Here is a 25,142-nt window from a genome sequence, read left to right as displayed (position 1 = left end):
CCGGGAAAGGGCCAAATCGTCCGGCTCGCGCAAGATTTCCGCAGTCAGATCGACCAGCCGCCGTCGATATTGTACGCCTGCCCTGACGTATAGGTGGCGCCGGCCAGATAGACGGCGAGATCCGCGATCTCCTCCGGCGTGCCAAGCCGGCCCATCGGCTGGCGGGCGATGAAGGCGGCGCGGGCGGCATCGTAGTCGCCTTGCGCGTGCATGCGGTCCTGCAGCGACGGGCTCTCGACCGTGCCGGGGCAAATGGCGTTGCAGCGTATGCCCTTGCCAACATAGTCGGCGGCGATCGCCTTGGTCAGGCCGATGACGGCGGCCTTGGTCAGGCCGTAGACGAAGCGGTTGGGCACGCCCTTGGTCGAACTGGCCAGCGAGGCCATGTTGATGATCGATCCGTCGCCGCGTTCCAGCATGCCGGGCAGCACGGCCCGGCTGGTGCGGATCATGGCGCGAACATTGAGGTTCAGCGCGAAATCGAGGTCGCCGTCCTTCATCTCAAGGATCGAGCCCGAATGGACAAAACCGGCGCAGTTGAACAGCACGTCGACGACACCGATCTCGGCGAAGGCGGCGTTGACGGCTTCGTCGTTGAGTACGTCCAGCTTGCGGGTCTTGATCCCCGGCGTCTTGGCGAGCTCCGCCAGCAGTGCCTCGTTGATGTCGGTGGCGTAGACGGTGGCGCCAGCTTTTGCGAAAGCCAGCGCGCTCGCCTTGCCGATGCCTTGCGCCGCTGCCGTGACGACAACGACCTTGCCTGCCAGATCAGCCATACTGTTCTCCTCGTCCGCTAGGGATAGTCCGGGTCTAATCCGCGGCTGGCCAAGGCGTCATGTGCCAGTCGCGCATGATCGTGCAGCCTGCGCCGTTGATCGTTCACTGATAAAGATGTTTTTTCTCGTTAAAGAACATCTGTCCATGCGTCAACCCCGAACACGATCTCTACCGCGCCGGGGGGAGATCAAAGCGCGCGACGCGCTTTGGCTCTTTGCCTTTATATATGTCGTTGCCCCAAAACCGCTGCGCACTTTTGGGCGACATACATTAATCGCCGTAAGGCACCCAGACATTCTTGACCTCGACGGCGCGGCGCAGGAAGGCGTCGCCGGCGGCTTCGTCGGATGCCCAGTCGATGCCGCGGCCATTGCCGCTCCAGACGCGCTTGAGGTTGCCGATGGACTCGGCCTCCGCCTTGGCGCAGGTCTCTGCATCGGCGAACACCCAGAGCCCGTCGACATCGTCATGCTTGGCCAGCACGCCGGCGAGTTCGGAGCTGCGGCCGGTGACGATGTTGATGGCGCCTGAGGGAATGTCGGAATATTCGATGACCTGGTAGAGATCGGTGGCCAGCAGCGGATAGCGCTCCGAAGGCACCGCGACCACGGTGTTGCCCATGGCCAGCGCCGGTGCGACCAGCGAGATCAGGCCGAGCAGCGGCGAGCTGTCGGGGGCGACGATGCCGACGACGCCGACCGGTTCATGAAGCGCCAGCGTCACGGCACGCGCCGGCGGCTGGTGCACGCGGCCCTCGAACTTGTCGGCTAGGCCGGCATAGAGGAACAGCCGTTCGATGGATTGTTCTACCTCTTCCCGCGCGGCCTTGGGCGTAGCGCCGGTCAATTCGGTGAGACGGGCGGCGAACTCGCCGGCACGGCCGGAAAGATTCTCGGCCAAATAATAGAGCACCTGGGACCTGTTATAGGCGGTCGCCTCCGGCCAGGCCTTGGCACCGCGGGCGGCAGAGACGGCATCGCGGATATCCTTGCGGCTGCCGAGCCCAACCTCGCCGGCAAGCTTGCCCTTGGCGGTGGCGACAGCCAGCGAATAATTGCCGTCCGGCCGTACCTGCTTGCCGCCGATGAACAGCTTAGCCGTGCGGTCGATTGCCGAGCCGTCGGCCTGCTCGACCGGCTGTGCGGAGGTCGTCGCCGGCTTGATGATCTGGCCGAGCGGCAGCTTCGCCGTGAGATATTCGAACATGCCCTCGCGCCCGCCTTCGCGACCGAAACCGCTCTCGCGGTAGCCGCCGAAGCCACAGGCGGCGTCGAACATGTTGGTGCCGTTGACCCAGACCACGCCGGCCTTCAATTGCGGCGCGACGTGCAGGGCAAGGTTGACGTTCTCGCTCCACACCGAGGCGGCGAGGCCATAGCGCGTGTTGTTGGCAAGCTCGATCGCTTCCTCGGTGTTGCGGAAGGTCATGGTCGCCAGAACAGGGCCGAACACCTCTTCTTGCGCCAATATGTTAGCCGGCGAAACACCTGTGGCGAGCGTCGGCAGATGGTAGTAGCCGGAAGACGGCAGCGCCGCATCCGGCTGCCAGCAGACGGCGCCCTGCCTGGCACCTTCGGCGACCAGGCCCTTGACGCGCTCGAGCTGTGTGGCGTCGACCAGCGGGCCGATATCGGTGTTCTTGTCGAGCGGGCTGCCGACGCGCAGCCGGCTCATCCGCGTCTTGACCTTGGCGATCAGGGCGTCGGCGATGCCTTCCTGGACCAGCAGTCGCGAACCGGCGCAGCAGACCTGGCCCTGGTTGAACCAGATACCGTCGACCAGGCCTTCGACGGCGCTGTCGAGATCGGCATCCTCGAAGACGATGAAGGCCGACTTGCCACCAAGCTCCAGCGACAGTTTCTTGCCCGAGCCGGCGGTCGCCTTGCGAATGATCTTGCCGACCTCGGAAGAGCCGGTGAAAGCGATCTTCTGGATGCCGGGGTGGTTGACGATGGCCGCACCAGCCCCAGGCCCGCCCTGGACGATGTTGACGACGCCTTTCGGTACGCCGGCGCGCTCACAGATCTCGGCGAACAGGATTGATGTCAGCGGTGTGAACTCGGCTGGTTTCAGCACCACGGTGCAACCTGCGGCGAGGGCCGGCGCGATCTTCCAGGCAAGCATCAGCAGCGGAAAATTCCACGGAATGATCTGGCCGACCACGCCGACACCCTTGTGGCCGGGGAAATCCCTGTCCAGCGCCTGCGCCCAACCGGCATGGTGGATGAAATGGCGGATGGCCAGCGGCACGTCGATGTCGCGGCTTTCGCGGATCGGCTTGCCATTGTCGATTGTCTCAAGCACCGCGAACAGGCGCTGGTGGCGCTGCATGGCGCGGCCGATGGCATAGAGCACTTTCGCCCTGACATAGCCTGAACTGGCGCTCCACTTGGGCAGCGCCTTGGTGGCCGCCGCAACCGCCGCGTCGATATCGGCGGCATTGGCGTCCGAGACCTTGGCCAGCAGTTTGCCGGAAGACGGCTCGCTGGTCTCGAAAGTCTTGCCGCCGGACGCGGCTTTCCAGTCGCCGCCGATGAACAGCGCCTTGGAGAAGTCGCGCGCGGCAAGCCACGCATCGGCCTCGTTGCGGGCTTCCGGCGCCGGGCCGTATTCCATGGCGTGGTAGCGGTCGAGAATGTTCATTGGGCGCCTCCTTCACCCCTCCCACTTGTGGGAGGGTCGATCGGCTTGCCGATCGGGGTGGGGGTAAATCTCTCAAGCCATCGCGTGGCGATGATTGGCCGAATAGTGTCCGGTCAGATGGTGCTCGAGCTGGCGCTCGATGTCGGTCAAGAGGCTCGACGCACCGAAGCGGAACAGGTCCGGCTCCAGCCATGGGCGGCCGAGTTCTTCCTTCATCAGCACCAGCCAGTCGAGTGAGGCCTTGGCCGTGGAAATGCCGCCGGCCGGCTTGAAGCCGATGAGATAGCCGGTTTCCTCGAAATAGGCCCTGATGGCGCGCACCATGGCGAGGCCGACGGGCAGCGTCGCATTGACGCTTTCCTTGCCGGTCGAGGTCTTGATGAAGTCGGCGCCTGCCATCATCGCTACCATCGAGGCCAGCATGACATTGCGCAGCGTGGCGAGGTCGCCGGTGCCGAGGATGACCTTCAGATGCGCGTCACCGCAAGCGGCGCGCATCGAGACGATCTCATTGTATAGCTCGCGCCATTTGGCGCCGAACACCAGCCCGCGTGGAATGACCACGTCGATCTCGTCGGCGCCGTCGCGGACCGAGGCTTCGATTTCCTGCAGGCGGGTCGACAGGGGTGCCAGACCATGCGGGAAGGCGGTGGAGACGGCGGCGACATGGATGCCGGTGCCGCGCACGGCATCGACGGCGGTGGTGACGAAGGGATGGTAGACGCAGACGGCGGCCGGGCGGATGGTTTCACCTGATATGCCGAGGCCCTCGACAATGTCGCGGCGGAACGGGTTGATCGCCTTGGCGCAGAGCCGGCGCACGCGCTCCTCGGTGTCGTTGGAATTCAGCGTCGTCAGATCCATGCAGGAGACGGCCTTTAGCAGCCAGGCGGCCTGGTTGTCGGCCTTGATCGAGCGCCGCTTGGTCAGGCTGGCGACGCGCCGTTCCAGCGCCGAGCGGTTGACGCTGCGCACCGATTCCATGAAGCCGAGATCGAGCTTCATGCCGGGATTGCGCGCAATGCGATGGTCCGGTGGAACGGCTGTGTTGGCGGCGGCACGCGCCGGCAGCGGCGTCACCTTGGACGAGCCGATATCGGCTTCTCGGATTGTGCTGCTCATCTCCTGCCCTTTCATTCAGCGACGTGTGCCGAAGATAGCCCGTGAAGCCGTACTTCACGAGTCCTGCGGGCGGTCATAACCGAAAAAGGCGGCGAAAGCAGCAATTTTGACCGTGCGGTCAAAAGCATAGACTTCGAGATGTTGGTGCGGCTCAGCCGACGAAGGCGCGCTCGACGACAAAAGTCGCTGGATGGCTCAGCGAGCCTTCCTCGAAGCCGAGGCTTTCGGCCAGTTCCTTGACGTCCTTCAGCATATGCATCGAGCCGCAGATCATGATGCGGTCGGTTTCCGGGCTGAGCTTGTCGATGCCGAGATCGCTGTAGAACTTGCCGGAGCCGATCAGCGCGGTGATGCGGCCCATGCGTGCCGACTCTTCGCGGGTCGTCGAATTGTAGAGCGTGACGCGCCCAGTGGTCAGTTCACCGATCAGCGGGTCGCTTTCCAACGCCGCGACCAGCTCCTGGCCGTAGGTGAGTTCCGCATTGTCGCGGCAGGTATGGGTCAGGACCAGCTGATCGAATTTGTCGTAGGTATCAGGGTCGCGCAGCAGGCTGGCGAAAGGCGCGATGCCGGTGCCGGTCGAGATCATGAACAGCCGCTTGGCCGGCGTCAGCGCGTCGACCACCAGCGTGCCGGTCGACTTCTGGCGCATGATGACCGTGTCGCCGACCTGGATCTTCTGCAGCTCGGAGGTCAGCGGACCGTCCGGCACCTTGATCGAGAAGAATTCCAGCTCCTCGTCCCAGGCCGGGCTTGCCACCGAATAGGCGCGGTACACCGGCTTCTCGGCATTGGGCAGGCCGATCATGACGAACTCGCCGGAACGGTAGCGCAGCGACTGCGGACGGGTGATGCGGAACGAGAACAGCCGGTCGGTATAGTGCTTCACCGAGACGACGGTTTCGGCATAGACGTTGGCCGGAATCGGGAACTGCAGCGGTCGGGCGCCGACGGTGTTGAGAGCGGATGTGGTGTTCATCAAATCCAACCTTCTGGCCCAACCGTGGACGCGGGCGCCAAACTTCCACCTGCACGCCCGGACCATTCAGATCCCGGCGGGCTGTTCGCACACTCCAAAGCGGCAAGCTCTTGTGTCCGGAATTTATTAGTATACAAACGATATTTGCGTCAAGATGCTCCCTTAAAACAGCTTTCCAAACTGGCGCATATCCGTAGTCCGCGCATTTCGGGTTTCGACGATGGAAGAGAATATTTCGGCGCAAGCGAGCAATTCCCGGGGAAATGTCGTCGCCGGTATCGATGTCGGTGGCACCTTCACCGACCTGCTCCTGATCGACGGAAGCGACGGCGGCCGGGTGTATCTGGCCAAGACGCCGACCACGGTGGACAACCAGGCTTTCGGTGTCGTTTCGGCACTCGGCGCCACCGGATTTGCCATCGATAGCATCGACCTCATCGTGCATGGCACGACCACCACCACCAATGCGGTGCTGGAACGCCGGTTGGCGAAAACCGGCATGATCACCACGCGCGGCTTTCGCGACGTGATCGAGCTGGGCCGGCGCACGCGGCCGCAGGCCTATGGCATGACCGGCAGCTTCGTACCGATCATTCCGCGCAATCTCAGGCTCGAAGTCTCGGAGCGTGTCGAAGCGTCGGGCGCGGTGCGCACGCCGCTCGACGAGGCCGAGATGCGCGACGCCGTGCAGACGCTGATCGCGGCCGGTTGCGAATCCCTCGTCATTCATTTCCTGCATTCCTACGCCAATCCGGCGCATGAGCGGCGCGCCGCCGAAATTGCCGCCGAGCTCTGGCCGAACCGCTACATCACGGCAGGCCACGCGCTGCTGTCGGAAGCGCGCGAATTCGAACGCGGCGTGACCGCTTCGGTCAACGCCTCCGTGCAGCCGATCCTCGAGCGCTACGTCGAGCGGCTGCGCAAGGAATTGGGCGCGAAAGGCTATGCCCGCGACTTCCTGATCATGAATGGCAATGGCGGCATGATCTCGGCCCGCTTCGTCACACGTGAATCGGCCAAGACGGTTATGTCCGGCCCGGCCTCCGGCGTCATCGCCGCCGCCTATACCGGAAAACGCGCCGGCTTCGAAAACCTCGTCACCTATGACATGGGCGGCACCTCGACCGACGTGGCGCTGATCCGCAACGCAGAGCCGGCGGTCTCGAACGAGATCGAGATCGAATATGCGATGCCGATCCATGTGCCGATGGTGGCGGTGCATACGGTCGGCGCCGGCGGCGGCTCGATCGCCCGCGTCGATGCGGCCGGGCTGATCCAGATCGGCCCGGAAAGTGCCGGCGCCAATCCCGGCCCGATCTGCTACGGACGCGGCGGCCTCGAGCCAACCATTACCGACGCCAATCTGGTGCTCGGCCGGCTGGCGCCGAAGAAGCTGCTGGCGGTCCAAAATCCCGTCACATCAGAGCGCGTCACCAGCATTTTCGAGGACAAGATCGGCAAGGCGACCGGCCTGTCCGGCGTCGAGGCGGCGGGCGCGGTGCTGCGACTCGGCAACATGAAGATGGCCGGCGCCATCCGCATGGTCTCGGTGTCGCGCGGCCATGACCCTCGTGATTTCGCGCTGTTCGCCTTTGGCGGCGCCGGCCCACTGCACGCAACGGCCCTGGCGCGCGAACTCGGCCTGCCCAAGGTGCTGGTGCCGGCGCGTCCGGGCATCACCAACGCACTCGGCTGCGTCGTCGCCGACCTGCGCCATGATTTCGTCAACACCATCAACCAGCCGGTGGCGGTGCTCGACGAAAAACAGCTTCATACTGTATTGGAACGCCACCGAAACGAAGGTGAAGAGCTGATCGGCAAGGAAGCGGTGAAGCCGGAGACGATCCGCGTCACCCACTCCGCCGACATGCAGTTCGTCGGCCAGACCCACATCATCAACGTGCCGCTACCGTCCTCGTCGGTGACGCGCGCAACGCTGCAGCAGCTTTTCGAAAAGGCCTATTTCGCCCGCTTCAAGGTCGAACTGCCGGAAATCCGCGCCAACCTCGTCAATCTCAACACGTCGGTGACCGGCGTGCGTCCGGCGATCGATCTGTCGCGGCTGATCGATCCGGCGGGGCGCGCAACAACGCTGGATGAGGCAAGGCGCGAAATCCGGCCGGTCTGGTATGGCGGGCGCTGGCACGACACGCCGGTATATGCACGCGAAAAACTGCCGCTTGACGCTGAAATCGAAGGGCCGGCGATCCTCGAACAGATGGACGCCACCACCGTGCTCGAGCCCGGCGACCGCGCACGCTGCGACGCCGACGGCAACATCATCATCGACATCGGCGAGGCCTGAGATGCCTGACATTGATACGGCAAAACTCGACGCCATCACGCTTTCGGTCCTCCAGGCGGCCCTGCAACAGGTCTGCGACGAGATGGACCTTACGTTCTCTCGCGCCGCTTTCTCGCCTGTCATCGCCGAGGCCAACGACCGTTCCGACGGCATCTATTCGGCTGTCGATGGTTCGCTGATCGCGCAAGGCTCGCAGGGCCTGCCGGTATTTGTCGGCGTCATGCAATATTCGACCAGGACGGTGATCGAGATGATCGCCGACGGCCGCTGCCTAGCCCCGGAGCCGGGTGACATCTACATCGTCAACGACCCCTATCTCGGCGGCACCCATCTGATGGATGTACGCTTCGCCATGCCGGTCTACCGGGCGGGAAAAATCTTCTGCTGGCTATCCAACACCGGCCACTGGCCAGACATTGGCGGCTCGGTGCCGGGCGGTTTTTCGGCCTCCGCGACCGCAGTCGAGCAGGAAGGCCTGCGGCTGCCGCCCGTAAAACTGTTCAAGAAGGGCGTGCTCGATCCGGAGATATACGCCATCATCTGCTCCAACATCCGTGTCGCCGACCAGCGCATCGGCGACATCCGCGCCCAGGCTGCCGCATTGCTGATCGGTCAGGACAGGCTTAACGGAATCCTGGATCGTTACGGAGACGAAACGGTTGTCGAGGCGATCGCCGAACTGCGCCGCCGCGCGGCTGAGCAGATGCGCGCCAACATATCAGCCATTCCCGACGGCACTTACTATTCAAAGGCGTTTGTCGATTCCGACGGGGTGGTCAACGAACCGCTGACCATCGCGCTCGCCGTCGAGAAGCAGGGCGACACGCTGACCTTCGATTTCACCGGCTCGTCAAAGCCCTGCGCCGGGCCGATGAACAGCGTGCTGGCGACGACCTTGTCCTCGGTCTATCTCGCCATGCGCCACATTTTCCCTGATGTGCCGATCAGCGCCGGTGCCTTCGAACCGCTTGAAGTCAAGCGGCTGGAAGGCACTTTCCTCGACGCCAAATATCCACGCCCGGTCTCGGGCTGCGCGGCCGAAGTGTCGCAGCGCATCGCCGAGGCGGTGTTCGCGGCGATGGTGCAGGCGCTGCCCGACAAGGTGACGGCGGCGCCCGCCGGCTCCAGCGGCAATTTCGCGCTCGGCGGCAATGACCCGGCGCGCGGCCGCGATTACGTCATGTACCAGATCTCCGGCGGCGGTTACGGCGGAAATTCAGGCCATGACGGGCTGACCAATGGCTGCTCGACCATCGGCATTTCCAAATCGCCGCCGGTCGAGATCATGGAACAGGCATTCCCGGTGCTTTACCGCCACTACGCCTTGCGTGAAGGCTCCGGCGGCGCAGGCAAGCATCGCGGCGGTTTCGGCCTCGCCTATGAGGTTGAAATCCTGCGCGGCGACGCCCGTGCTTCTTTCGTCATGGATCACGGCCGTTTCGGCCCCCAAGGCGCACTCGGCGGCAAGGACGGCGCGGTCAACATGGTGACCGTCTTCCGCAATGGCGAGGAACATGTGCCGCTGCACCTTTCGAAGGAGCAGGACATTGCGCTCAAGGCCGGCGACCGCGTGCGCGTCGGCACGCCGGGCGGCGGCGGCTACGGCGATCCGCTGCAGCGCGATCCGGATCTGGTGCTGCGCGACGTGGCGCTGGGGTACTACACATCAGAGGAAGCCACCGAAAAGTTTGGCGTTGTCCTCTCGGCCGGGGAGTTGGCCATCGACCGGGCGGCGACCAACAAGCAGCGCGCCGGGTAACGCACCACCGATCGCCTGGCCTGGATCGCCCGCCGCGCCGCGATCGCCGCAGCGCATGTCGTTTCCGTCTCCGTCACACGCCTGGAAGACCGTAGACTTCCCGCTTTCAACGGGGAACTCGAACATGCGTCTTTCCGGTCGTTTCGTGCTTGCCGCTTCCGTCGCTCTCACCCTTGCCACGGGCGCCGCCTCCGCCCAGGACAAAAAACTCAGGATCGGTACCGAGGGCGCCTATCCGCCCTTCAATTACGCCAGTGCCGACGGCACGCTGGGTGGCTTCGACATCGACTTGGGGAAGGCGCTGTGCGCCGAGATGAAGGCCGAGTGTGAGTTCAGCGTGCAGGATTTCGATGGTTCCATACCGGCGCTGCAGGCCGGCAAGTTCGACGCCATCATCAACATCACCATCACGCCCGAGCGGGCCGAGAAGGTCGAGTTCACCCACAAATACTACCAGACACCGCCGGCCATCGCCGTACCGAAGGACTCAACCGTCGCGGGCACCTCGCCGGACGACCTGAAAGGCAAGGCGCTCGGCGTGCAGACCGCGACCATCCACCAGAAATTCGCCGAGCAGAAATATTCAGGCTCCACCGTCAAGGCCTATCCGACCGGCGACGACGCCCGCACCGACATGGCCAATGGCCGCCTCGACGCGATGATGGACGGCTCGATCATCTTGACCGAATGGCTGAAGAAGCCCGACGGCGCCTGCTGCAAGCTGCTCGGCACTCTGACGGCCGATCCGGCCATTCACGGCCCCGGCGTCGGCATCGCGCTGCAGAAGGGCAAAAAGGAACTGGCCGACAAGCTCAATACGGCCATCGACGCGCTGCGCGCCAACGGAAAATACAAGGAAATCAACGACAAATATTTCTCGTTCGACGTCTACGGCGGCTGATCCTGACGCAATCACCTTCGGCAGCGCCGCCTGGCGCTGCCGTTTTTCTTGGATGATGGAGACTTCCTTGGCTGAGCGGCGTTCCCCTTTCTACAGCAGCATCGTCGGGCTGGGCGCGACCATGGGTCGTGTCGGGGGCGATTTCATCTCGGCCAAAACTTATTCCGACATTGCCGACGAGCACCTGAACACCCGCAAAAATGTCGGCGTGCAGGATCTCAGCACGATGGGCAAGATGGACGTCAAGGGGCCGGACGCCGAGGCGCTGGTCAACCATGTCATCGTCAATGACGCCGCCGCGATGAAGCCGGGGCAGGTGCGCTATTCCACCGTCTGTCGCGACGATGGCGGCATCATGGACGACCTCACCGTGTTTCGGTTGGGCCCGGAGCACTTCATGCTGGTGACCGGCTCGGTCAACCGCCTGAAGATGCTGCCCTGGCTGCATCATCACGCCCAGGGCCGCAAGGCCTATGTCACCGACATCACGGCGGCCATCGCCTTCCCGACCATCCAGGGTCCGCGCTCGCGCGAACTGCTGAAAGCGTTGATTGCGGATGCCGATCTGGATGAACTGAAGCGCTGGTCGTTCACGTCGGGCCATATCAACGGCACGCGGGTGCTGATCTCGCGCACCGGCGTGACCGGCGAACTCGGCTTCGAATTGTTCGTGCCGGCCGACGAGGCGGCCTCGCTCTGGGACGCGCTGATGCGCACCGGCCGTGACTTTGGCCTGAAACCCTATGGCGTGCTGGCGATGTTCACGCTGGGCCTGGAAAAGGCCTACCCGGCGCACGGCATCGACATGGACGAGAGCCGCACCCCGTTCCATGTCGGCCTCGACCGCTGGATCAAGTTCGACAAGGGCGATTTCGTCGGCCGCGAGGCGCTTCTCAAGGTCCGCGACACCGGCCTCGACGAGCAATGGGTCGGACTGATCCTCGACGGCGACAAGCCGGCCGCGACCGATGCCAAGGTTCTGGCCGATGGCGAGGACGCCGGCATCGTCACCTACAGCGACCACGGCTATTCCCTCGGCAAGGTGCTGGCCACCGCGCATCTGCGGCTGCCCTTCACGGCTGTCGGCACCGAATTGAACATTGATATCGGTGGTCAGCCGACGCGTGCGGTCGTGGCGCCGATACCGTTCTTCGATCCGGAAGGGGTGAGGTTGCGAGGTTAGTTGACCCCCATCGGGTGTTTCGGCCTTTCCAAGGTATGCGGTCCGTCAACCCGAGCGACCGTCGAAACTTCTGCGGTAGCCGGAACGATCAGCTTTCGCCATCGATCAGCGTCTCCAGCAAATCGAGCAACTGCTCGAGCTTTTCGTGGCCGAAGCGCTGTTCGATGTCGTCATAAATGACGCGACGCTCGGGCGACAGGGCGTCGATCAAGGCGGAACCGGCGGGCGCAATGGTTAGAACGACGCGGCGGCCGTCGCCTTCGGCCTTGTTGCGGGTGATGAATTTGCGTCCCTCGAGCGCCTTGATGATGCGCGTCAGGCTGGGCGGCAAAACCGAGGCGCGGTCGGCGAGTTCCGTCGCCTCGACCGGGCCGGCTTCGCTCAGCACGCGCAGCACGCGCCATTGCTGTTCGGTCACGTCATGCGCGGCAAGCATCGGCCGAAACCGCGCCATCACCGCTTCGCGGGCATGAAGCAGCGCCATCGGCAGAGAACGACGGGTTTCAGGCAGCAAGAAAAGAGCCTCCCACGCTTGCGATCGAAACAGGCCTCCCTCGGCCGAATCCGCCTGCCAGGGCCCGTTCCCGCCTTCCCGTATCGTTGCGCCAAGGCCGATGCAAGGCTTGACTTCGCGCATGCTGCATGTAATTAACGCGTTAACTACAACAAGGCAATAACCCAGGGAACGAAACGCCGTGCCTCACTTCTCCATCGAGTATTCGGCCAATCTCGATGCCAAGGTCGATATGGGCGAACTGTGCGCTCTGGTGTTGCGCACAGTGCTGGACACCGGGCTGTTCGAAACCGGCGCCGTGCGGGTGCGGGCGTTTCGCGCCGAGACCTACGCGATGGCCGACAGGCTGCCGGAAAACGCCTTTCTCGACATGTCGTTTCGCATCGGCACCGGCCGCAGCGCCGACGACAAGAAGCGGACTGGCGAGGCTGTCTTCGCGGCGGTGAGCGAATACCTTGGCACGCTGTTCGAGACCCCGCATTTCGCCCTGTCGCTCGAAATCCGGGAAATCGACCCGGTGCTCAGCTGGAAGAGAAACGCAATCCACCCGCGACTGCGCGGCAAGTGACGGAACCCGACATGTCCGACCTGCAAGGCAATCTGAACAAGGCCGAGGCCTATCTGGCCCGCTTCAAGCGCGATGGCGTGTTGAACCAGATCGGCGGCGAGGCGGTTCCCGCCATCGACGGCACTGCGTTCGAGAGCATTTCGCCGATTGACCTCAAGCCACTGGCCAAGGTCGCGCGCGGCGGCGCCGCCGACATCGACCGCGCCGCCAAGGCGGCCAAGGCGGCATTCCCGGCCTGGGCCGCCATGCCGGGCGAGGCACGCAAAAAGCTGCTGCACAAAATAGCCGACGCGATCGAGGCGCGAGCCGAGGAGATCGCCTTCGTCGAATGCATGGATACCGGCCAGGCGCTGAAGTTCATGGCCAAGGCGGCACTGCGCGGGGCCGAGAATTTCCGCTTCTTTGCCGACCGCGCGCCGGAAGCCCGCGATGGTGAGACGCTGCGGACGACAGGCCAGGTCAACATCACCACGCGCGTGCCGATCGGCCCGGTCGGCATCATCACGCCGTGGAATACGCCGTTCATGCTGTCGACCTGGAAGATCGCGCCGGCGCTGGCGGCTGGGTGCACCGTCGTTCATAAGCCGGCTGAATTCTCGCCGCTGACCGCCCGCCTGCTGGTCGAGATTGCCGAGGAGGCCGGCCTGCCGAAAGGCGTGTGGAATCTCGTCAACGGTTTTGGCGAGGACGCCGGCAAGGCGCTGACCGAGCACCCTGCCATCAAGGCGATCGGCTTCGTCGGCGAGAGCCGTACCGGCTCGATGATCATGCGCCAAGGCGCCGACACGCTGAAGCGCGTGCATTTCGAGCTTGGCGGCAAGAACCCGGTGATCGTCTTTGCCGACGCCGATCTCGAGCGCGCCGCCGACGCCGCCGTGTTCATGATCTATTCGCTGAATGGCGAACGCTGCACCTCGTCCTCGCGCCTGCTGGTCGAAGCCTCGATCTATGAGAGCTTCACCGCCAGAATCGCGGAGAGGGCGAGGCGCATCGTCGTCGGCCACCCGCTCGATCCGAAAACGGTGGTTGGGCCGCTGATCCATCCGGTGCATGAAAAGAAAGTTTTGTCCTATATCGACATCGGCAAATCGGAGGGTGCGACGCTCGCGGCCGGCGGCGGCAAGGTCGATGGGCCGGGCGGTGGCTGCTATGTCGGCCCGACCCTGTTCACCAACGTCACCAACCGCATGCGCATCGCGCAGGAGGAGATCTTTGGGCCGGTGCTGAGCGCCATTCCGTTCGCCGACGAGACGGAAGCGCTGGCTCTGGCCAACGACACGCAATACGGCCTGACCGGCTATCTCTGGACCTCGGACGTCACCCGAGCGTTTCGCTTCACCGATGCGCTCGATGCCGGCATGATCTGGGTCAATTCCGAGAATGTGCGCCATTTGCCGACACCGTTCGGCGGCGTCAAGAATTCCGGCATCGGCCGCGACGGCGGCGACCATTCCTTCGACTTCTACATGGAGACGAAGAACGTAGCCTTCGCGACGACCGCGCACGCGATCCAGAAACTCGGCGGCTGACCGGAGGAAATCAGATGCCCTTGCCCAAGCCCAATCTCTATCCCGCCTTCAACATCGTGCGCCTCAGCCATGTCGAGCTGGCCGTCACCGACCTCGCCAAATCCCGTGCGTTCTATGTCGATACGCTCGGCCTCCAGGTCACCGACGAGACTTCGGACACCATCTATCTCAGGGCGCTGGAGGAGCGCGGGCACCATTGTATCGTGCTGAAGAAGGGGGCCACGGCCGAAGCCCGCGACCTCGGCTTCAAGGTCTTCTCGGACGAGGATCTCGACAAAGCGGTGCATTTCTTCAAGGGAAAAGGCCTGCCGGTGGAATGGGTCGAGCGACCCTACCAGTCGCGAACCTTCCGCACCCGCGATCCGCACGGCATTCCGCTCGAATTCTACGCTGAGATGGAGCGGCTGCCGCCGATACACCAGAAATACGCGCTGTACAAGGGCGTCAAGCCGCTGCGCATCGACCACTTCAACTGCTTCTCGCCCAATGTCGACGAGTCCGTCGCCTTCTACAACGAGCTCGGCTTCCGGGTGACCGAGTATACCGAGGACGCCAGCAGCGGAAGACTGTGGGCGGCGTGGACGCACCGCAAGGGCGGCGTGCACGACATCGCCTTCACCAACGGCATCGGCCCGCGCCTGCACCACGTCGCCTTCTGGGTGCCGACGCCGCTCAACATCATCGACCTGCTCGATCTGATGGCAACGACGGGCTATTTGCCGAACATCGAACGCGGCCCCGGCCGGCACGGCATTTCCAATGCCTTCTTCCTCTATGTCAGAGACCCGGACAACCACCGCATCGAGATCTACTGTTCGGACTACCAGACGGTCGATCCGGACCTGGAACCGATCAAATGGGACCTCAAGGACCCGCAGCGCCAGACGCTGTGGGGCGCGCCGGCGCCGAAAAGCTGGTTTGAGGAGGGTAGTGTGTTTGCCGGGGCGAAGGCACGCCAGCCGGATCTGACGGCGTCGCCGATCATTGCGCCGTGACGATGGACGAGGAGACCCGGATGACTGGACATGGGCGGCTCGCCACCTTCACCGTCGGCGGCAAGGCGCGCTATGGCGCGATCACGAGCAAGGGCGTCATCGACCTGTCGGCGCGCCACAGACAGTGGCCGACGCTGCGCGAAGTGATCGAGGCCGGCGCCTTGCGGCGGCTGGCGGAAGAGGCCGAGGCCTTCGCCCCGGACTTCCCGCTCGACGCCATCGCCTATGAAATCCCGATCCTATCGCCGGAAAAGATCATCTGCGTTGGCGTCAACTATCCCGACCGCAACGAGGAGTACAAGGACGGCCAGGCGGCGCCCGCGAATCCGTCGCTGTTCATCCGCTTTCACCGCTCCTTCGTCGGCCATGGCGCGCCGCTGGTGCGGCCGCCGGAATCACCGCAACTCGACTATGAGGGCGAAATCGTCATCGTCATCGGCAAGGGCGGGCGCCGCATCGCGGAGGCCGATGCGCTCGGCCACATCGCGGCGCTGTCGCTGTGCAACGAGGGCACCATCCGCGACTGGGTGCGGCACGCCAAGTTCAACGTCACGCAAGGCAAGAATTTCGACCGCAGCGGCTCGATCGGCCCGTGGCTGGTACCGTTCACCGACGAGGCGCAGATCGCCGACATTGCGCTGACCACCCGCGTCAATGGCGAGCTGCGCCAGCAGGACCGCACCAGCCGGATGATCTTCTCGTTTCGCAAGATTATCGCCTATGTCTCGACCTTCACCACACTGGTGCCGGGCGATATCATCGTCACCGGCACGCCGACGGGTGCCGGCGCCCGCTTCGATCCGCCGATCTGGCTGAAGCCCGGCGATGTGATCGAGGTGGAGGCCGATGGCATCGGCGTGCTCAGAAACGGTGTCGTCGACGAGGCAGCGCAATGACCCCGGAGCAAGTGGAAGACGCCGCGGCACGGCTGTTCGAGGCCGAGCGGTCGCGCCGCCAGATCCGTCTGCTCAGCCTCGATTTTCCCGATGCGACGATGGAGGACGCCTACCGCGTGCAAGCGGCGCTGGTGACGCGCAAGATCGATGCCGGGCTGAAGCCGAAGGGCTGGAAGATCGGGCTGACATCGAAGGCAATGCAGTACGCGCTTGCCATCGACACGCCGGATTCGGGCGTGCTGTTCGACGACATGTTCTTCCATGACGGCGCGACGGTGCCGGCCGGCCGCTTCATCCAGCCGCGCGTCGAGGCCGAGATCGCCTTCGTCATGAAGGCGCCGCTGAAAGGCCCCGGCGTGACCATCTCCGACGTGCTCCACGCCACCGACTACATCACCCCGGCGCTGGAAATCCTCGACACGCGCATCGAGCGCGTCAATGCCGAGACAAAGAAGGCACGCACCTTCTTCGACACGATTTCCGACAATGCCGCCAATGCCGGCATTGTCATCGGCGGCCGGCCGCAACGTCCTGATGAGGCCGACATGCGCTGGATCGGCGCCATCGTCTCGCGCAACGCCGAGGTCGAGGAAACCGGGCTCGGTGCCGGCGTGCTCAACCATCCGGCGATGGGCATCGCCTGGCTGGCGGACAGGCTCGCCCGCTACGGCATGTCGATCGCGGCAGGTGAGGTGGTGCTCTCGGGATCGTTCGTGCGCCCGGTCGAGGCGCGGCCCGGCGACATGATCGTTGCCGATTTCGGCAGTTCGGGCACGGTCAGCATCCATTTCGCGAAGGGCTGATGACCCGCTGGTTCTTATCGATCGGCCCTAATCCCCACGCAGATAGGCAATCACCACATCGGCCGCGATGGCCGACATGCGCATGCCGACATCCCTGGTGATGTCGCCTTCGACGCGGCTCTGCACCCAGCCAAGAAAGGCGAAGGCGCGCAAGGCCGAAAACAGCGGCAGCGCGGCGATGTCGCGCGCCGTCAGCTCCCGCTCCTGCCGATAGCCGTCGAGCAGAGCGGCCTCGATCAGCGGATAGATCGCCTCCTCGCGGTTCTGGTACAGCGCGACGGCAAGGTCGTACATGTGCCAGCCATGGCCGCAATCGTCGAAGTCGATGATGCGGATCGCGCCGTCATGGACGAGCACATTCTCGCGCACCAGGTCGGCGTGGATGATGCCGAAATTGCGGGCGCTGCGTTCATGCTCCGACAGCGCCTTCACGGCCTTTCCCCGCGCCTGGAAAACCAGCTCGCGACGAGGGCCGTCGAGGAAGGGCGAGGTCTCGAAACGGCCCCAAATCGGGTTCGCACCGAAGAAGCCGTCGAAATCCCAGGCATGGCGGGCAAAGCCGGCGGGCGGCGTCCAGGCAGACGTGACATTGTGCATGTGGGCGATGGTTCGGCCCATCGCGGTAAAGACCTGTCTTGCCTGCTCGGGCGTAAAATCCAGCGGCACGCCTCGCGCGCCGACGGCGCGGCCTTCCAGCCAGCTCAAGCAATCGACTTGACGGGGTTGCACTGAGGCGTTGGCGCTGACAAGCACGAACAGATCGCCGGCCGGCGTGGCGACCGGCGAGGGTGTGGCGATGCCGGCCGATTGCAGAAAGCCCATCCATTGCAGTTCCGAGCGCAGGGCGGCGTCCGTGTGATAGCCAAGCCGATGAATGCGCATGGCGGCCGGCTGGCCTGTTGGCAAGATGACGCGAAACACCGCGTTCTCGCGGAATTTCAGCAGTTCCGGCTCACCCTCACGAATGCCCCAATGTTCGAGCGCGCGCCTGGCGAGCGCCGTGACGTCCGCTGCCGTCTCGGGCTCGGATTGCGTGGAAACAGCGTTCACGCCTTCACTCCGCCGACTTCACCAAGCACTTCGTCAAGCAGCCCGATCAGGACGTCGGCATTGTCGCGTGAAAACGGCATTGGCGGGCGGATCTTCAGCACATTGCCGTGGATACCAGTCTTGCCCATCAGCACGCCGCGATGGCGCATGCGGTTGGCGGCCTGCTCGGCAATGTCGGGCGCCGGCTCGCGCGTCTCGCGGTCGTGAACCAGTTCGGCGCCGAAGAACAGGCCGGCGCCCCTGACCTCGCCGATGCATTCATGGCGCTCGGCCAGCGGGCGCAGCAGACCGAGCGCATAGGCGCCGACATCGCGTGCGTTGGCGACGAGATCTTCCTGCTCGATGACGTCGAGGACGGCATTGGCCACCGCGCAGGAAACCGGATTGCCGCCAAAGGTGTTGAAGTAACGGAAAGCGTTGCGGAAGGTCGCCAGGATCTCCCCAGTGGTGACCACGGCGGCGACCGGATGGCCGTTGCCCATCGGCTTGCCCATGGTGACGATGTCGGGAACGAAGCCGGCGCGCTGGTGGCCCCAGAAATGGCTGCCGGTTCGGCCGAAACCGGGCTGCACCTCGTCGGCGACGACCAGCCCTCCGGCGTCGCGCACCGCGCGCATGGCATCGTCGAAGAAGCCGCTGGGTAGCGTTGGAAAGCCTTCATTGGCGAGCAGCGGGCAGAGGATGATGCCGGACAGGCCGATGCCGTCCTCTTCCAGCGAGGCGATGGCTTCGCGCACCGCGTCGCCAAAGGCTTTGCCGTTGGCCATCGCATCCAGATGGCGATAGCTGTCGGGCGCCGGCACCAGCCTGACGTTGCGGGCGCGGCCGCCGACCGGCGGCATGCGGGTGCTGAGCTGCGAAACCGCCGTGGTGTTGCCATGGTAGGTGGCGTCGGTGGCGATGATGCCCATGCGGCCGGTCGCGGCCTGCGCCATGCGCAGCGCGATGTCGTTGGCCTCGCTGCCGGTGCAGGTCAGGATGGCGGTCGACAGGCTGGCATCGAAGGTCGCGGTCAGCCGCTCGACATAGTCGAGGATGGCGGTGTGCAGGTAGCGCGTGTGGGTGTTGAGCAGGCTTGCCTGCCGGCACAAGGCCTCGATCACATGCGGGTGGCAGTGGCCGACATGCGCGACATTGTTGTAGGCGTCCAGATATTTGCGGCCGTCGGCATCGTAGAGCCAGACGCCTTCACCGCGCACCAGGTGCACGGGCTCATCATAGAACAATTGCGATTTCCCCCCGAGCAGGCGGGAACGCCGGCTAACCAGAGCTTCCTGCGATTGAGCCATTTGCATCTCGAAACTCCGTTCCATCCACTAAACCGTCAGACCTTCGACAGGCCTGCATCCAATGCTTCGCCGATTTTCGTCACGTCGGCGGCGGTGATGATGAGCGGCGGCGACAGGATGATGGCGTTGCCGGAGACGCGCAGCATGACACCGGCCTCATAGGCCGCCTCCGAAACCAGGGCCATGGTCTTCTTGTCGGCAGGCTTCTTGGTGGCACGGTCCGAGACCAGTTCCAGCGCCGCCATCAGGCCCTTGTATCTGACATCGCCGACGATCGAGTATTTCGCCTTCAGCCCCTCCAGCGCGGCCGCGAGTTCGACGCCCCGTGCCGCCGCGTTCTCGTTCAGGCGCAGCCGTTTGGTCTCGGCAAGCGCCGCCAGACCCGCCGCGCAGCCGACCGGGTGGCCGGAATAGGTATAGCCGTGGCCGATGGCGCCGAAGCTGGTTTTGTCGGCCTCGAAGACATCGGCTACCTTGCCGCCGATCAGCGTGGCGCCGAGTGGGAAATAGCCCGAGGTGATCGCCTTGGCGATGGTCATGAAATCCGGCTTCACACCCGACAGCCGCGAGCCCGACCAGGCGCCGGTACGGCCGAAGCCCGTCACCACCTCGTCGGCGATCAGCAGGATTTCATGGCGGTCGCAGATCTCGCGCACCAGCGGCATGAAGCTCTCATGCGGAACGATGACGCCGCCGGCGCCGAGAACCGGCTCCATGATGAAAGCGGCGATGGTGTCGCCGCCCTGGAAGGCGATTTCGTCCTCCAGCGCCTTGGCGCACAGTTTTGCCAGCCGCGCGGGATCGGTCTCGTCGAACGGGTTACGGAAGGTCCAGGGCGCGGGAATGTGGAAGACGCCGGGCAGCAGCGGCTCGTAGTTGCGGCGGAAATTGGCGTTGCCGTTGACCGAGGCGCCGCCGAAATGCGTGCCGTGATAGCCCTTCTTCAAGGCGAGGAATTTTGTCCGGTCGGCCTGGCCGCGGATCTTCCAGTATTGCCGGGCCAACCGCAGCGCTGTTTCGACCGAGTCCGAACCGCCCGAGGTGAAGAAGGTCCGCACCATGCCTTCTGGCTCGAACCATTCGCAGAGTTCGTAGGCGAGTTCGATCGACGGTCCGGTCGAAGTGCCGCGAAAGCCGGAATAATAGGGCAGCGCGCCAAGCTGGTCGGCGATCGCCTTCTTGATCGGGTCGCAGCTGTAGCCGAGATTGACGTTCCACAGGCCGCCGACGGCATCGAGCACGGTGTTGCCGGCGATGTCGGTGACCATCACGCCCTCGCCCTTCATGATCACCTTTGGCGGGTTGGCCCGCATCTCGGCCGGATGCGCCATTGGGTGCCAGATCGGCTTGGCGTTGGTTTCGGTGAGAAAATTGATGTCGCGCATGAAAGGGCTCCGCAAAAATCTCAGGCAGCTGAAACGAGGTCGAAATGGCCGAGTGCTTCGGCATAGGATTGGGCCGGGTGAGCAACGTCGAAATGAAGCGTGCGCATGCCGGCAGCACAGCCGCCATCGACATTGCGCTGCTGGTCGTCGACGAAGACGCAAGCACCCGCCGGCAGGCCGAGCGCTTCGGTGACCAAGGCATAGGCGCGGGGGTCGGGTTTGAGGATGCCGGTGTAAGTGGCGTCGACGATCGTGTCGAACAGGCCGAGCAACGGCAGCCGCTGGCGGAAGTCGGCGCCGTAGAACAGGTCGAGTTCATTGGACAGGATGGCCAGTCGAAAGCCGGCCGAATGCACCGTGCGAATGGCGCTGTCGGCTTCGGGCCGCACCACCTTTTCCGGCTCCGCGCCACGCGCGCGCCGGACGAAGGTTTCCATCGCCTGCCAGTCCTCGCCGACGAGAAGGCCAACCTCGCTTGTGCGGGTGCGCCAATAGTCGCGCTCGCTGATCTCGTCGGCTTGCATGGCGCGCCACAGCGGATCGCCGTGCGGATCGAACGGCCCGCGCCATTGCAGCGTCCCCGGCGTGAGGCCGAGCGCCTGTTCGGTCAAGGCGTGGGTCTCGAACAGTGTGCGGGTGACGACGCCGCCGAAATCAAGGACAAGCGCCTGGGCGGGAACAGCACTCACGCTGCCACTCCCTTGGCCGGCTTGCCGCGCGGGACGATGCCTTCCTCGACCCAGCGGTCGAAGATCTCGAGCGCCTTGCCGACGAAGTCGTCGCTGTTGATGTGAGCGTCGATCTCGTGGAACTCGACCCCGGCGGGAATAGCCCTGCGCATTTCGTCAGTGAAGGCCGCGAGAGCCTCGGGTTCATAGAGCGGCTCACCCTGCACGTCCCATTCCTGGATGCCTCCGGTTGGCAGGATGAAGGCGGAGCGGCCTTTCGCGGCACCGAGCTTGGCGGCGATGGTCCTGGCGACCTGGCGGCGATCGTCGGCATCGACGGTGACCGAAGCGATCAGCCTGTTGTGGGCATGAAACGGCCGCGTCGAGAATTTAGCCGGCAAATCCTGCCAGGTCGGCAGATCGACCATGTCGACCGCCCCGGGGGCGGCGATCTGCGGAATGCCGCGAGCGCCGGCATTCTCCAGCCGGTCGGCGCCGGAACTGACGACGGATCCCGCGAGATGATTGGTGATTTCCTGCAGGCTGAAGTCGAAGACCGCGCAGAAATGATCTTGGCCGGCGATCGATTCGAAGGCGCGGCCGCCCATTCCGGTGGTGTGGAAGACCGCAACGTCATAGCCGCGCCGTTCCAGGGCCGGCTTCAGCGTCTTCATGTAGCGCAGGCAGCTGCTGCCGAGCGAGGTCATGCCGATGGTCGGCCCCGGTGCCTGCGCCGACGCGCGAGACGCCAGTACGATTTTAGCCGCGCCGACGACCGCACCGCAGGCCTGCGACAGGACCAGCCTGCAGATGTTGTTGAGGCCGTACAGTCCGCCCGCCCAGAGGATCATCATCAGGTCGGGGGCGACGCGCTCGGGCGGGATGAGATGCGAATAGGCGATGGTCGAGACGACGAATTTCGGCACGCCGAGCGGCAGGCAAAGCGCCACGTCGAGCGCCAGATCGGTTCCCATGGAGCCGCCTATGGCAATGAAGGCGTCGATCTCGCCACTTTGATGGAGCTTGCGCACCAGCTGCACGGCGCCGCCGGCCATCAGCGTCATGGCGGTGTTCTCATCACCGCTCGAAACGATCTCGGCGATCGTCACATCTACAGCCCGGGCCACGGCGTGCTTGTCGTGGTCCGGGCTGTAGGGCGGGTCGCCCAGCACGCTGACATCCATCATCACGGCGCTGCCGCCCGACGCATCGATGCACTGTTTCATGAACAGCAGCTCTTCGGCCTTTGTGTCGCCGGTGCCGATGACCAGGATGCGGGGCGCTGTCTCCAAGGGCATCAGGCCTGCCTCCTCAAGATTTGCAGGTTTTCGCCGTTGAGGCGCATGGAAATCTCCCGTGCCGCCTCCCTCACGGCAAGTCCCCGTTCGGCGATCGCGGCTGCCGTCGTTCTGGCCTTTGGCGCCGCCACCGCGATGGTGCCGAGCGCAAAGCCATCCGCCCCGCGGATTGCCGCCGCGACGCTGATCACACCTTCCTCATAGCCCTGGTCGCAGATCGAATAGCCGCGCTCGCGCGCCTCGCCCGTGGATCTGGAGATGGCGGCCGGCTCGATCAGTGTATGGGCCGTGAACGCGTCGAGCGAACCCGTCAGGCACGCCTTGACGGTCTCGTCGCGTGCAAAGGCCAGATAGGCGATGCCCGACGCGGTCGAATGCAGGGGCAGCAACTGACCGATGTCGATGTTGACCCGGTTCGCCCATGCCGGATGCTCGACATGGACGGTGACCAGCCTGTCGACGCCGAATTCCGACAAATGCACGGTCTCGGCCGTGGATGCCGCCAGGTCCCGCACCAGCGGAACAGCCGTCTGCAGGAAGGGAAAGCGGGCTTCGCGGATGCGTGCCAGCCGCGACAGGCCGGCGCCAAGGCGATAGTGCCGCGTGCCCGCATCCTGCTCGACGAAACCATGGCCGGTCAACGCCATCAGCAGCCGCCGCGTCGTCGCCTTGTCGAAGCCCGAGCGGCGCGCCAGATCGGACAGGCCGAGCTCGGGCTCGTCGACGCTGAACAGCTCCAGAAGCGAGATCGCTTTTCCGACCGTACTCAAATTTGCCTCCCGATTCCGGGCAATCATTTAACGTGTGAATTAACTTGACAGGCATCGGCATTGTTTGCAAGTCTATATTCAAAATAACGGTTCAAATAATGAACCGACCACCAGAGTCCATGGGACAGGCCATTCGGTCGGCGAGCCTGAGGGTTTGCAAACAGGAGGGATCAATGACAGCAGTTGCAGAACAGGCGCCGGCCAACAGGCTGCGCAAGAACAGTCTTGGCGTCGGCGCCATCACCTTCATGGTGATTTCGGCGGCCGCCCCGCTCACGGCAGTCGCCGGCGGCACGCCGCTCGGCATGCTGATGGGCAATGGCCCCGGCTTTGCCGGCACCTATCTGATCGTGACGGTGCTGCTGCTTTTGTTCGCGGTTGGCTATGTCGCCATGTCACGCCATGTCGGCAATGCCGGCGCCTTCTATGCCTATGCCGCGCGCGGCCTCGGCAGCATGGCCGGCGGCGCCACGGCGCTGATCGCCATCCTGTCCTACAATGCCATGCAGATCGGGGTCATGGGCCTGCTCGGTGCCGCGACATCAGGCCTGTTCGCCGGCTGGGGCATCAATTTGCCCTGGTGGGTGTGGAGCTTCATCGCCATCGCGCTGGTGGCCGTGCTCGGCTACCGACAGGTCGACCTCTCCGCCAAGATCCTGACGGTGCTGGTGCTGTGCGAATATCTTGTGGTGCTGGTCCTCGACATTGCCATCCTCAAGACCGGCGGCGACAGCGGCCTGTCGGCGGCGCCATTCAGCTGGAGCCAGATCGTCAGCGGCTCGCCGGCCATCGCCATCCTGTTCTGCTTTGCCGCCTTCATCGGTTTCGAGGCGACGACGATCTATGCCGAGGAGGCACGCGATCCAAAGATCACCATTCCGCGCGCCACCTATTTTTCGGTCGTGCTGATCGGTGTCTTCTACATGCTCACGGCATGGCTGATGGCGGTCGGCGCCGGTGTCGACAAGCTGCTGCCGACGCTGCAAGGGCTGCAGGATCCGACGACCTTCCTGTTCGGCCTGTCGGATCGTTACGCCGGCACGATGCTGTCGCAGGCGATGAGCATCCTGTTCGTGTCGAGCCTGTTTGCCGGCGTGCTGGCGTTCCACAATGCGGTTGCGCGCTATATCTATGTCTCGGGCCGCGAAAAACTGTTGCCGCAGACGGTCGGCGTGACGCATGCGGTGCACCAGAGCCCGCATGTCGCTTCCATCATCCAGAGCGTGCTCGCCGCGGTCGTCGTCGGCCTCTTCGCCGTGCTCGGCCTCGATCCGGTGCTGGCGCTGTTCTCCTGGCTGACTAACGTCGCGACACTCGGCGTCATCGTCATGATGGCGGTGGCCTCGCTTGCCGTGGTGATGTTCTTCCGCGCCAATCCATCGACGCAGGAGAACGCGATGAAGACCACCATCCTGCCCGGGCTGACCTTCATCGCCTTCGTCATCATCATCTACCTGATCGTCATCAATTTCGGCAGCCTGTCCGGGGCCGGCGGTTTCCTTGGCGTGTTCCTGCCGGGGCTGGTGCTGATCGCCGCGATCGTCGGCCTGCTGCTGGCCAGCGCGCTGAAGAGCCGCGATCCGGTCGCGTTCAAAAACCTCGGCCAGCCGCTGAAAGATTGAGAAAAGCAAAGGGGGGGCGTGCCACGCCGCCCCTTACACCACAAAGGGGAGTGGCGGATTTGAGCTTTGCCGAAAATATCACCGTC

The 25,142-nt window shown here is 64.3% G+C and carries 21 protein-coding genes; 10 read left to right on the top strand and 11 right to left on the bottom strand.

The window, feature by feature from the left end; all coding sequences use genetic code 11:
• Positions 1-44 precede the first annotated feature (44 nt).
• From NKH06_RS08415 to NKH06_RS08400, 4 genes are all read right to left on the bottom strand, one after another.
• Entirely contained in the window at positions 45-776 is a 732-nt protein-coding gene (locus NKH06_RS08415) for an SDR family oxidoreductase (RefSeq protein WP_352440647.1), read from the bottom strand.
• A 271-nt stretch (positions 777-1,047) separates the two neighbouring features.
• Complete coding sequence (locus NKH06_RS08410) at positions 1,048-3,420, bottom strand: aldehyde dehydrogenase family protein (protein WP_352892702.1); 2,373 nt, start codon at positions 3,418-3,420, stop codon at positions 1,048-1,050.
• Between the two features lie 72 nt (positions 3,421-3,492).
• Positions 3,493-4,542 (bottom strand): deoxyribose-phosphate aldolase, encoded by a 1,050-nt coding sequence (gene deoC, locus NKH06_RS08405; protein WP_352892700.1) that lies wholly within the window; start codon positions 4,540-4,542, stop codon positions 3,493-3,495.
• 151 nt (positions 4,543-4,693) lie between these two features.
• Entirely contained in the window at positions 4,694-5,521 is an 828-nt protein-coding gene (locus tag NKH06_RS08400) for a ferredoxin--NADP reductase (RefSeq protein WP_352892697.1), read from the bottom strand.
• A gap of 220 nt (positions 5,522-5,741) precedes the next feature.
• On the opposite strand from NKH06_RS08400, the gene NKH06_RS08395 reads away from it, so the two are divergent.
• From NKH06_RS08395 to NKH06_RS08380, 4 genes are all read left to right on the top strand, one after another.
• A complete protein-coding gene (locus NKH06_RS08395) occupies positions 5,742-7,826 on the top strand; it encodes a hydantoinase/oxoprolinase family protein (protein ID WP_352774325.1) in 2,085 nt (694 codons plus the stop codon).
• Position 7,827: 1 nt separating this feature from the next.
• A complete protein-coding gene (locus NKH06_RS08390; protein ID WP_352892695.1) occupies positions 7,828-9,585 on the top strand; it encodes a hydantoinase B/oxoprolinase family protein in 1,758 nt (585 codons plus the stop codon).
• A 124-nt stretch (positions 9,586-9,709) separates the two neighbouring features.
• Entirely contained in the window at positions 9,710-10,486 is a 777-nt protein-coding gene (locus tag NKH06_RS08385) for an ABC transporter substrate-binding protein (protein WP_352793415.1), read from the top strand.
• Between the two features lie 52 nt (positions 10,487-10,538).
• Positions 10,539-11,669, top strand: coding sequence for an aminomethyl transferase family protein (locus NKH06_RS08380; RefSeq protein ID WP_352892693.1), 1,131 nt, complete (start codon positions 10,539-10,541; stop codon positions 11,667-11,669).
• Positions 11,670-11,757: 88 nt separating this feature from the next.
• Here NKH06_RS08380 and hpaR read toward each other — a convergent pair whose 3' ends face one another.
• On the bottom strand, positions 11,758-12,153 hold the full coding sequence (gene hpaR, locus NKH06_RS08375) for a homoprotocatechuate degradation operon regulator HpaR (protein WP_127276380.1): 396 nt from the start codon (positions 12,151-12,153) through the stop codon (positions 11,758-11,760).
• Between the two features lie 211 nt (positions 12,154-12,364).
• On the opposite strand from hpaR, the gene NKH06_RS08370 reads away from it, so the two are divergent.
• Genes NKH06_RS08370 through hpaH form a run of 5 tightly spaced genes read left to right on the top strand, consistent with a single transcriptional unit; the run spans position 12,365 to position 16,974 of the window.
• Positions 12,365-12,751, top strand: a complete 387-nt coding sequence (locus tag NKH06_RS08370) for a 5-carboxymethyl-2-hydroxymuconate Delta-isomerase (RefSeq protein ID WP_352774323.1) — start codon at positions 12,365-12,367, stop codon at positions 12,749-12,751.
• A gap of 11 nt (positions 12,752-12,762) precedes the next feature.
• On the top strand, positions 12,763-14,280 hold the full coding sequence (hpaE, locus tag NKH06_RS08365) for a 5-carboxymethyl-2-hydroxymuconate semialdehyde dehydrogenase (RefSeq protein WP_352774321.1): 1,518 nt from the start codon (positions 12,763-12,765) through the stop codon (positions 14,278-14,280).
• A gap of 14 nt (positions 14,281-14,294) precedes the next feature.
• A complete protein-coding gene (gene hpaD / locus NKH06_RS08360) occupies positions 14,295-15,275 on the top strand; it encodes a 3,4-dihydroxyphenylacetate 2,3-dioxygenase (protein ID WP_127294698.1) in 981 nt (326 codons plus the stop codon).
• Between the two features lie 20 nt (positions 15,276-15,295).
• Positions 15,296-16,171, top strand: coding sequence for a fumarylacetoacetate hydrolase family protein (locus NKH06_RS08355; protein ID WP_352553248.1), 876 nt, complete (start codon positions 15,296-15,298; stop codon positions 16,169-16,171).
• Entirely contained in the window at positions 16,168-16,974 is an 807-nt protein-coding gene (hpaH, locus tag NKH06_RS08350) for a 2-oxo-hept-4-ene-1,7-dioate hydratase (protein ID WP_128305123.1), read from the top strand. Before NKH06_RS08355 ends, hpaH begins: the two co-directional genes overlap by 4 nt.
• Positions 16,975-17,001: 27 nt before the next feature.
• Here hpaH and NKH06_RS08345 read toward each other — a convergent pair whose 3' ends face one another.
• The 6 genes from NKH06_RS08345 to NKH06_RS08320 are packed head-to-tail and all read right to left on the bottom strand — an operon-like array spanning position 17,002 to position 23,434.
• Positions 17,002-18,024: a phosphotransferase enzyme family protein gene (locus NKH06_RS08345; protein WP_352892690.1), complete on the bottom strand. Its 1,023-nt coding sequence runs from the start codon at positions 18,022-18,024 to the stop codon at positions 17,002-17,004.
• Complete coding sequence (locus NKH06_RS08340; RefSeq protein ID WP_352892754.1) at positions 18,021-19,313, bottom strand: aminotransferase class III-fold pyridoxal phosphate-dependent enzyme; 1,293 nt, start codon at positions 19,311-19,313, stop codon at positions 18,021-18,023. Before NKH06_RS08340 ends, NKH06_RS08345 begins: the two co-directional genes overlap by 4 nt.
• A gap of 35 nt (positions 19,314-19,348) precedes the next feature.
• On the bottom strand, positions 19,349-20,698 hold the full coding sequence (locus NKH06_RS08335; RefSeq protein ID WP_352892689.1) for an aminotransferase class III-fold pyridoxal phosphate-dependent enzyme: 1,350 nt from the start codon (positions 20,696-20,698) through the stop codon (positions 19,349-19,351).
• Between the two features lie 20 nt (positions 20,699-20,718).
• A complete protein-coding gene (locus NKH06_RS08330; protein WP_352758869.1) occupies positions 20,719-21,387 on the bottom strand; it encodes an HAD family hydrolase in 669 nt (222 codons plus the stop codon).
• On the bottom strand, positions 21,384-22,664 hold the full coding sequence (locus NKH06_RS08325; protein ID WP_352892688.1) for a Tm-1-like ATP-binding domain-containing protein: 1,281 nt from the start codon (positions 22,662-22,664) through the stop codon (positions 21,384-21,386). Before NKH06_RS08325 ends, NKH06_RS08330 begins: the two co-directional genes overlap by 4 nt.
• Positions 22,664-23,434: an IclR family transcriptional regulator gene (locus tag NKH06_RS08320; protein ID WP_352892686.1), complete on the bottom strand. Its 771-nt coding sequence runs from the start codon at positions 23,432-23,434 to the stop codon at positions 22,664-22,666. Before NKH06_RS08320 ends, NKH06_RS08325 begins: the two co-directional genes overlap by 1 nt.
• Before the next feature lie 173 nt (positions 23,435-23,607).
• Between NKH06_RS08320 and NKH06_RS08315 the strand changes: the two genes are divergently transcribed.
• Positions 23,608-25,056 carry an APC family permease gene (locus NKH06_RS08315; protein ID WP_023810835.1) on the top strand — a complete coding sequence of 483 codons (1,449 nt, stop codon included), beginning with the start codon at positions 23,608-23,610 and terminating at the stop codon, positions 25,054-25,056.
• The last annotated feature ends 86 nt before the right edge of the window (positions 25,057-25,142 follow it).

This window comes from Mesorhizobium sp. M1342 (genome assembly GCF_040317955.1).
In the GTDB taxonomy this organism is placed as follows: domain Bacteria; phylum Pseudomonadota; class Alphaproteobacteria; order Rhizobiales; family Rhizobiaceae; genus Mesorhizobium.
Note: the sequence above shows the minus strand (reverse complement) of the source record. Positions and strands in the feature narration are given on the sequence as shown.